Origin of the sequence: Streptacidiphilus melanogenes (genome assembly GCF_000787835.1) — a bacterium.
Taxonomy (GTDB): domain Bacteria; phylum Actinomycetota; class Actinomycetes; order Streptomycetales; family Streptomycetaceae; genus Streptacidiphilus; species Streptacidiphilus melanogenes.
This window is the reverse complement of the sequence record NZ_BBPP01000015.1, coordinates 154977-162225: the sequence shown is the minus strand read 5'-3', so window position 1 is coordinate 162225 and position 7249 is coordinate 154977. Positions and strand designations below refer to the sequence as shown.

At 73.5% G+C, this 7249-nt stretch carries 6 protein-coding genes; all 6 read right to left on the bottom strand.

Annotated elements, in window-relative coordinates:
- Positions 1-13 precede the first annotated feature (13 nt).
- The 6 genes from TR49_RS18585 to hpnC all read right to left on the bottom strand — a co-directional run bounded on the left by TR49_RS18585 (position 14) and on the right by hpnC (position 7248).
- Entirely contained in the window at positions 14-511 is a 498-nt protein-coding gene (locus TR49_RS18585; RefSeq protein ID WP_052434408.1) for a phosphorylase family protein, read from the bottom strand.
- Between the two features lie 86 nt (positions 512-597).
- A complete protein-coding gene (gene shc / locus TR49_RS18580) occupies positions 598-2673 on the bottom strand; it encodes a squalene--hopene cyclase (protein WP_084724999.1) in 2076 nt (691 codons plus the stop codon).
- 4 nt (positions 2674-2677) lie between these two features.
- Positions 2678-3823 carry a polyprenyl synthetase family protein gene (locus TR49_RS18575; RefSeq protein ID WP_084724998.1) on the bottom strand — a complete coding sequence of 382 codons (1146 nt, stop codon included), beginning with the start codon at positions 3821-3823 and terminating at the stop codon, positions 2678-2680.
- Entirely contained in the window at positions 3820-5193 is a 1374-nt protein-coding gene (gene hpnE / locus TR49_RS18570) for a hydroxysqualene dehydroxylase HpnE (RefSeq protein WP_042383009.1), read from the bottom strand. The genes TR49_RS18575 and hpnE overlap by 4 nt, the downstream gene beginning before the upstream one ends.
- A 100-nt stretch (positions 5194-5293) precedes the next feature.
- Positions 5294-6244 carry a presqualene diphosphate synthase HpnD gene (hpnD, locus tag TR49_RS18565; protein ID WP_236653425.1) on the bottom strand — a complete coding sequence of 317 codons (951 nt, stop codon included), beginning with the start codon at positions 6242-6244 and terminating at the stop codon, positions 5294-5296.
- On the bottom strand, positions 6241-7248 hold the full coding sequence (gene hpnC, locus TR49_RS18560) for a squalene synthase HpnC (RefSeq protein WP_236653428.1): 1008 nt from the start codon (positions 7246-7248) through the stop codon (positions 6241-6243). Before hpnC ends, hpnD begins: the two co-directional genes overlap by 4 nt.
- Position 7249 lies beyond the last annotated feature (1 nt).

Genomic DNA, 7249 nt, shown 5'->3' with positions numbered 1-7249 from the left:
GGCAGGACGCTCCTCATTCCACAACAACGTTCGGGTGCCAGGTCGCGAGCACCGTCCCGACCTGTTTGAGCGCGCGCAGCGCGCGAATACCGTGCGTGAGCGTGGCCGGGCGGACCAGCTCGTACTCGGGTGTGTCCACGACGACGCGGACGGACAGCACGGGCACGCCCGGCGCGGCGCGGCAGACGGCGGCGGTCTCCATGTCCACGCAGGTGATGCCCGCCTCGGCGAGGCGGGTGCGCTCGGCTCCGCGCACCACGTGGTCGCTGGAGTGGAGCACCCCCTGGTGCACGCTCAGCCCGGCCTCCACGAGCGACTGTTCGAGCAGCTTGGGGGTGCTTTCCGCGACCACGCCACGATCGTCGCGCACCTCGGTGGCGATCACGACGTCCCCTGGACGGATTCCCGTGACGACGGACGCACCGAGGCCCGCGAAGACCAGCGCGGAGGGCGCGTGCGCCCGCGCACGCAGTGTCTCCCGCATGGCGCGCTCCGCGCGCGCCGGTCCCATTCCGGTCCTGACCGGCCGCGCCTCTCGCAGCGCGAGCGCCTCGATCCCGAGTGCGCACGCCACAAGAGGCGCGGATCTATCGCCGGTCATCGAAGTCGCCTGCCCGCCAGGGAGGGCAGCAGCCGCCTGGGGGCCGGGGCGTCCGAGGCACCGCCGGTCGGGGCCGGGACGTTGCGCAGGGCATCGTGGTCCAGCTCGCTCGGCGTCAGGTGCGGTGTTCCGTACAGGTAGCGGCCCAGGGCCGTGACCGGGAAGACGAGCCGGTAGAGGTTGTAGTTGATGCTGAAGTCCCACGGGAAGCCCGTCCCGGTGAACTCCGGCTCGTCCCACGTGCCCTCGGGCAGCTGCGTCTCGGCCAGCCACCGCACGCCCCGGTCCACGACCTCGCCGGTCTCGCCGGCGGCCAGCAGCGCCATCAGCGCCCACGCCGTCTGCGAGGCCGTCGACGTGCCGCGGCCGGCCCAGGACTTGTCCTGGTACGAGCGCATGTCCTCGCCCCAGCCGCCGTCGGCGTTCTGCTTCTCCGTGAGCCACGCCACGGCCCGCCGGACGGAGCGGTGCTCCGTCGGCAGGCCCGCCGCCACCAGCGCCGGGACGACCGAACCCACGCCGTAGACGTAGTTGGTGCCCCAGCGGCCGAACCAGGAGCCGTCCTCCTCCTGCTCCTTCAGCAGCCAGTCGATGCCGCGGCGGGTGCGCGGGTCCCCGGCCTTGCCGTCGGCGGCGAGCATCTCGACGACGTGCGCGGTGACGTCCGCGCTCGGCGGGTCGACGACCTCGCCGAAGTCGCAGAAGGGCAGCTTGTTCGGCAGCGTCGAGGTGTTGTCGACGTCGAACGCCGCCCAGGCGCCGTTCTTGGACTGCATCCCCAGCACCCAGTCGATGCCGCGGCGGGTCGCCCCGGCGACCTTGCCCGGCTCGGGGTGGGCGACGCGGCGCAGCGCGAGGACGACCTCGGCGGTGTCGTCGATGTCGGGGTAGTTGTCGTTGTCGAACTCGAACGCCCAACCGCCGGCCGGGAGGTCGGGCCGCTGCACGGCCCAGTCGCCGCGGCGCAGCACCTCCTCGCCGAGCAGCCAGTCGGTGGCCCGCACGAGCGCCTCGTGGTCGGCCGGGAGGCCCGCGTCGGCGAGCGCGATCAGCGCCAGGCAGGTGTCCCAGACCGGCGACTGGCAGGCCTCGATCCAGCGGTGGCCCTCGTCCGTGTGGACGGTGAAGCGGTCGAAGGCGGCAAGGCCGGCCTTCATGACCGGGTGGTCCATGTCGTAGCCGAGCAGGTGCAGGGCGATCAGCGAGTAGACGGCCGGAGGCTGGATGCCGCCCCAGCAGCCGTCGGCCTCCTGCCGCTCGACGATCCACCGCGCGGCCTGCTGCAACGCCAGTCGGCGCAGCGACTTGACCGGCATCTTGTGGTAGTAGTGCAGCGCCTTGTCGAGGCGGTGGAAGAAGCCGTCCCAGGTGTAGGCGGGCGCGATCGGGCGGCTGCGGTACGGATTGGCCGGGTCGGTGTGCAGCTCGTCGAGGCCGAACGGCGCGGGCCGCACCGGGCGGTGTGCGGAGACGACCGTCAGCGGCACGATGGTCTGCCGGGCCCAGCAGCCGAACGAGTAGATGTTGAGCGGGAAGTTGCGCGGCAGGAAGATGACCTCCGGCGGCAGCTCCGGCAGCCGCTCCCAGGGCCACCAGCCGAACAGCGCCAGCCAGATCCGGGTGAAGACCCGGGTGGCGGCGATACCCCCCTGCTCGCGGATCCAGCGCGAGGCCCGCTTCATGTGCGGCGCCTCCGGGTCGTCACCGGCGAGCTTCAGCGCGACGTACGCCTCGACCGTCGTGGACAGCTCCGACGGGCCGCCGTAGAAGGTGGCCCAGGTGCCGTCCTCCCCCTGCTGCGAGCGGATCCAGTCCGCGGTCGCGCGCGTCTGCTCCTCCGTGCGGATCCCGAGGAACTGACGGAGCAGCAGGTCCTCGGCGTCCATGGTGACGTTGGTCTCCAGGTTGCCCTTCCACCAGCCGGTCCCGTCCTGGAGGCCGAGTAGGTGGGTGGTGGCCCTGGCGAGCGTCTCGCGCGCCAGGCGGGTCGTCTCCGACTCCGTGGTGGTGCCCTCCGCGGCCGGCTCTGCTTCGTACTGTGGGTCGAGCCGGCCGTCCGGGGATGCTGTCATCTCGTCACCTCTCCCTGACAACAACGAACTCCGCGAGTGCCGCGAACTGCGCGCGCACCTCCGTCGGCATCGCGACCTCGTCGAGGGCAGCCAGCGCCGTGCTGTGCTGCCGGCGGGCCTCCTCCGCCGTCCAGGCGCGGCCGCCCGCCTCCTCGATCAGCGCCGCGCGCACTGCGAGTTGTTCCTCGTCCTCGTCACCGCGGCCCTCCGGGTCGGCCAGCACCTCGGCCAGACGGCGCGAGGCCTTGCCGCCCTCGGCCAGCGCGGCGGAGACCGGCAGGGACTTCTTGCGGGCGCGCAGGTCGCCGAAGTTGGGCTTGCCGGTGACCTCGGTGTCGCCCCAGATGCCGAGCAGGTCGTCGACAGCCTGGAAGGCGAGCCCGAGGTGGTAGCCGTAGCGCTCCAGCGCGTCGGCGCCCTGGTCGTCCATGCCGGCCAGGACGGCGCCGATGGAGGCCGAGACGGCGAGCAGCGCGCCGGTCTTGTTGCCCTCCATCTCCAGGCACTCCTCCACGCTGACGCGGTCGCGGTGCTCGAAGGAGAGGTCCTGGGCCTGGCCGTCGATCAGCTTACGGGTGGCGACGGTCAGGCGGTGGACGGCGCGCCCGGCGTCGACGGCGGAGGCGGTGCCCTGGCCGGGGGCCTCCAGCAGGATCTCGCCTGCGAGCGCGAACATCGCGTCGCCGACCAGGATCGCCTGGGCGGGGCCGAACACCGTCCAGACGGTGGCGCGGTGGCGGCGGGTCTCGTCCCGGTCCATCAGGTCGTCGTGGAGCAGCGAGAAGTTGTGCACCAGCTCGACGGCCACTCCGCCGGGGACGCCGACGGAGGCCGGGGCGCCGGCCGCGCGGGCGGAGAGCAGCGCCAGGGCCGGGCGGACCGCCTTGCCGCTGTCGGCGTTGGTCGGGTTGCCCTCGGCGTCGGTCCAGCCGAAGTGGTAGGCGGAGACGGCGTCCATGGGCGCGGCGAGCCGGGAGACGGCCTCCCGGAGCACGGGGGTGCACAAGGTCCGGCCGTGGTCCAGCAGGGCGGGCACGTCTTCCGCCCGGGCCGTCGGTGCCTGATCGGGGCGCGCTACCACGCTCGTTCCCTCTCCGTTCGCTCGGCTGTATCTCGTGTCACTCGTGTCAGCGGTCTTGATGTCGGTCATCGCAGCTCCCTCAGGACGTTCCGGGCCGCTGCGGTCCCACTGCGCACGGCGCTCTCCATGGTGGCGGGCCACCCCGTGGCGGTCCACGCGCCGGCCAGGTGCACGCCGGGGGTGCCCGTGGCCGGGCCCGGCCGCAGCGCACCGTTGCCGGGCGTGGGCGCGAAGGTGGCGGTGCGCTCGCGGGTCACGAAGAACTCGGTGACCTCGGCCTCGCGGGCGCGCGGCAGCAGCCGCTCCAGGGCGGGCAGGTAACGCTGCCGCAGCACGGCCACGGGCTCGTCGATCTCGGTCCGGACGGCGGACTGGGACAGCGCCAGGTACTGGCCGGGCCCGCGCAGCCCGGAGTGCGCGGTGCGGTCGAAGACCCACTGGATCGGCGAGCCGAGCGCAGCCAGGAACGGCCCGTCGAGCACCGGTCGGTCGTAGACCACGTGCACGTTGAGGATCGGGGCGTAGCCGATCTTGAGCAGCGCCTCGGGCTCGTCCAGGCTGCCGGGGGGCAGCAGGTCGTGCGCGGCGTCCTGCGGGACGGCCAGCACGACGGCGTCGAGGTCGCGCAGGGTCTCGGCGCCGCCGTCGAGGCGCTCCCCTTCGAGCTGGACCTCGTGCCGGGCGTCCGGGCCCGGCGTGATCTGCGCCGCGCGGGTGCGCAGCAGGACCCGCACGCCGGCGCGGTTGAGCGCGGCGCGGGCCATGTCGTCGTGGATGCGGCCGAGCGGGACCTTGGCGAAGCCGATGTCGGAGGCGCCCGGATCGGTGAGCAGGCCGGTCTTGAAGACCATCGCGGCCAGCGCCAGCGAGGACTCCTCGGCGGTGGCGTTCAGGGTGGCGACGCCGACGAGGTCCCACAGCGCCTCGACGGCGCGGGCGGACTGGCCGTGCTCGCGCAGCCAGTCGGCGAAGGAGCGGCGGTCCAGTGCCGGGTCGGCCAGGTCGAGCCGCTTGAGCGCCAGCGCCGCGCGCCCGGTGGCGGCGCGCTCGGCGAGGCTGAGGTGCGGGTAGCGGAGCAGGCCGCGGCCCAGGTGCAGCGGGACGGGCAGCGGGTCGCGGCTGATGCTGCCCTCGCGGCCGGTGTTGACGTCGCGGACGGGCACGTCCAGGCGGGGCTGGATCATCACCTCGTCACGGACGCCGAGCCGCTGCAGCAGGCCGCGGTAGGCGGTGCAGCAGCGCAGGAAGACGTGCTGGCCGTTGTCGACGGTCAGCACGCCGCGCTGGAAGGAGAAGGCGAGGCCGCCGAGGCGCGGCCTGGCCTCGGCCAGGGTGACCTTGAGACCGGCGTCGGCCAGCCGCAGAGCGGCGGTGATGCCCGCGAGCCCACCGCCGATCACCAGGGCTCTGCCCTGACGCGTCCCGTTCATCGGAGCCATCCCCCCTTCCGGTCTCCTGTGGGCCGCGACGCGGCACGGCGTCGTGTGGTTCCCCGCCGGGTCGGGCGGGCAAACGGGTTCGACACGAACGGACGGTCCTTCAAGAGGAACGCCCTCCCACCAGCCCGGAGAGTGCTACGTAGGCCTTCTCCCAGCCGGGCAGCGAGACGCGGCCGCGCAGCACCGCCTCCGGCTCGGCGATGATCCGCTCGAGGACCCGGTGGTAGATGCCGGCCATGGCGCCGACGCAGGCGCGGCTGCGGCGGTCGAGCATCGGCAGCAGCCGCAGGCCCTCGTCGAAATAGCCCTGGGCGCGGCGGGCCTCGAAGAGGATCAGGCCGCGGAAGTCCTCGCCGGAGGCCGGGGAATCGGGCGCAGCCTGTCCCCCGGGCTGGACGGCGAGGCCGAAGCCCTCCGGCTTGCAGCCGAAGGTGGCCAGGTCCTCGGCCGGGAGGTAGATCCGGCCGTTGCCGGCGTCCTCGCGGACGTCGCGCAGGATGTTGGTGAGCTGGAGGGCGAGGCCGAGGGTGTCGGCGTACTCGGCGCCGCGCTTGGGGTCGGTGCAGCCGAAGACGGACAGCGACAGCATGCCGATGGTGCCGGCCACGCAGCGGCAGTAGTGGCGCAGCTCCTCGAAGGTGGCGTACCGCGCGCCGCGGACGTCCATCTCCATGCCGTCGATCAGCTCGTCGAAGCAGTCGAGCGGGATCGGGAACAGCGAGCAGGCGTGGGCCAGCGCGACCTTGACCGGGTCGGTGTCCTCGGGCTCGACCTTGCCCTCGCGGATCTCGTCCAGCAGCGCGCGGGTGCGGCCGAGCTCCGCGAACTTGCGCTCGTCCGACCAGCCGCCGTCGCCGATGTCGTCGATACGCCGGGCCAGGGCGTAGATCGCGGACATGGCGCGGCGCTTGGGCGCGGGCAGCAGCCGGATGCCGTACGAGAAGTTCTTGGCCTGGCTGCCCGTCACCGCCTCGCAGTACTGGTAGGCGGCCGCCACCTGCGGTGACGGTGCCTGCGCGGCCGTGCCGGACCCGATGCTCTGCGGACTCACCTCATGCCTTTCGAACGACTACCACGTGTGGCGGCGCGGCGGCCGCCGAGCGCCAGGGCGACGGCCGCCTCGCGGGCGAGGCGGCCCTTGCCGGCCTTGGGCGCGCCGGCCAGGACGTCGTAACCGGCGGCGGAGATCGCGCCGAGGGCGGCGTAGCCGCCCGCCGAGAAGCCGGTCAGCAGTACCCGCAGCCGCCCGCCGACGGAGTCGAGCAGTGGCGAGCCCTCGTCCAGCAACGCGCGGGCGCGCTCCGACTCGAACAACACCAGGCCGCGCAGGGGCGTCCCGGCGCGGGCCGCATCGAGGTCCCGCTCCGTCACCCCGAAGCGCCTCATGTCCTGCGCGGGCAGGTAGACGCGGTCGCGGGCGCGGTCCTCCGCGACGTCCTGCAGGTGCTCGACGACCTGCAGCGCGCTGCACACGGCGTCGGACCAGCGCACCCGTTCGGGCGTGGCCAGACCCGCGAGCTGGAGCACGAGCCGGCCCACCGGGTTGGCGGACAGCTCGCAGTAGGCCATCAGGTCGTCGAAGGTCTCGTAGCGGGAGACCCGCTGGTCCATCCGGTTGGCCTCGATCAGGCCGCGGAACGGCTCGACGGTGAGCCCGTGCCGCGCGATGACCGGGACCAGCGCGGCGATCAGCGGATGCCGCGGACCCCGCGCGCCGGGGGTGCCGAGGACGGCCTCGAAGGCGGCGTCCACGTCGGCGTCGAGGGCGTCCAGCAGCGCGAGCCGGAAAGCGGTGTCCTCCTCGCTGCCGGCCTGAGCCTCGACTGGCTCGACGCCGAGGAGTTCGGCGGTGCCGCGCGGGTCGGGGAGATCGCCGTCGCCCGCGTCGTCGACGAGGCGGGCGAACCCGTAGACGGCCATCAGGCCCGCACGCATGGCCGGCGGCAGGAAGAAGGGGGCGACGGGGAAGTTCTCCCGCGCCGCCTTGTCCAGAACCGCCCCCGATGATCCCCCATCGGACATCAGTTCACCCGACTGCTGCTCGCGCACCGCCATG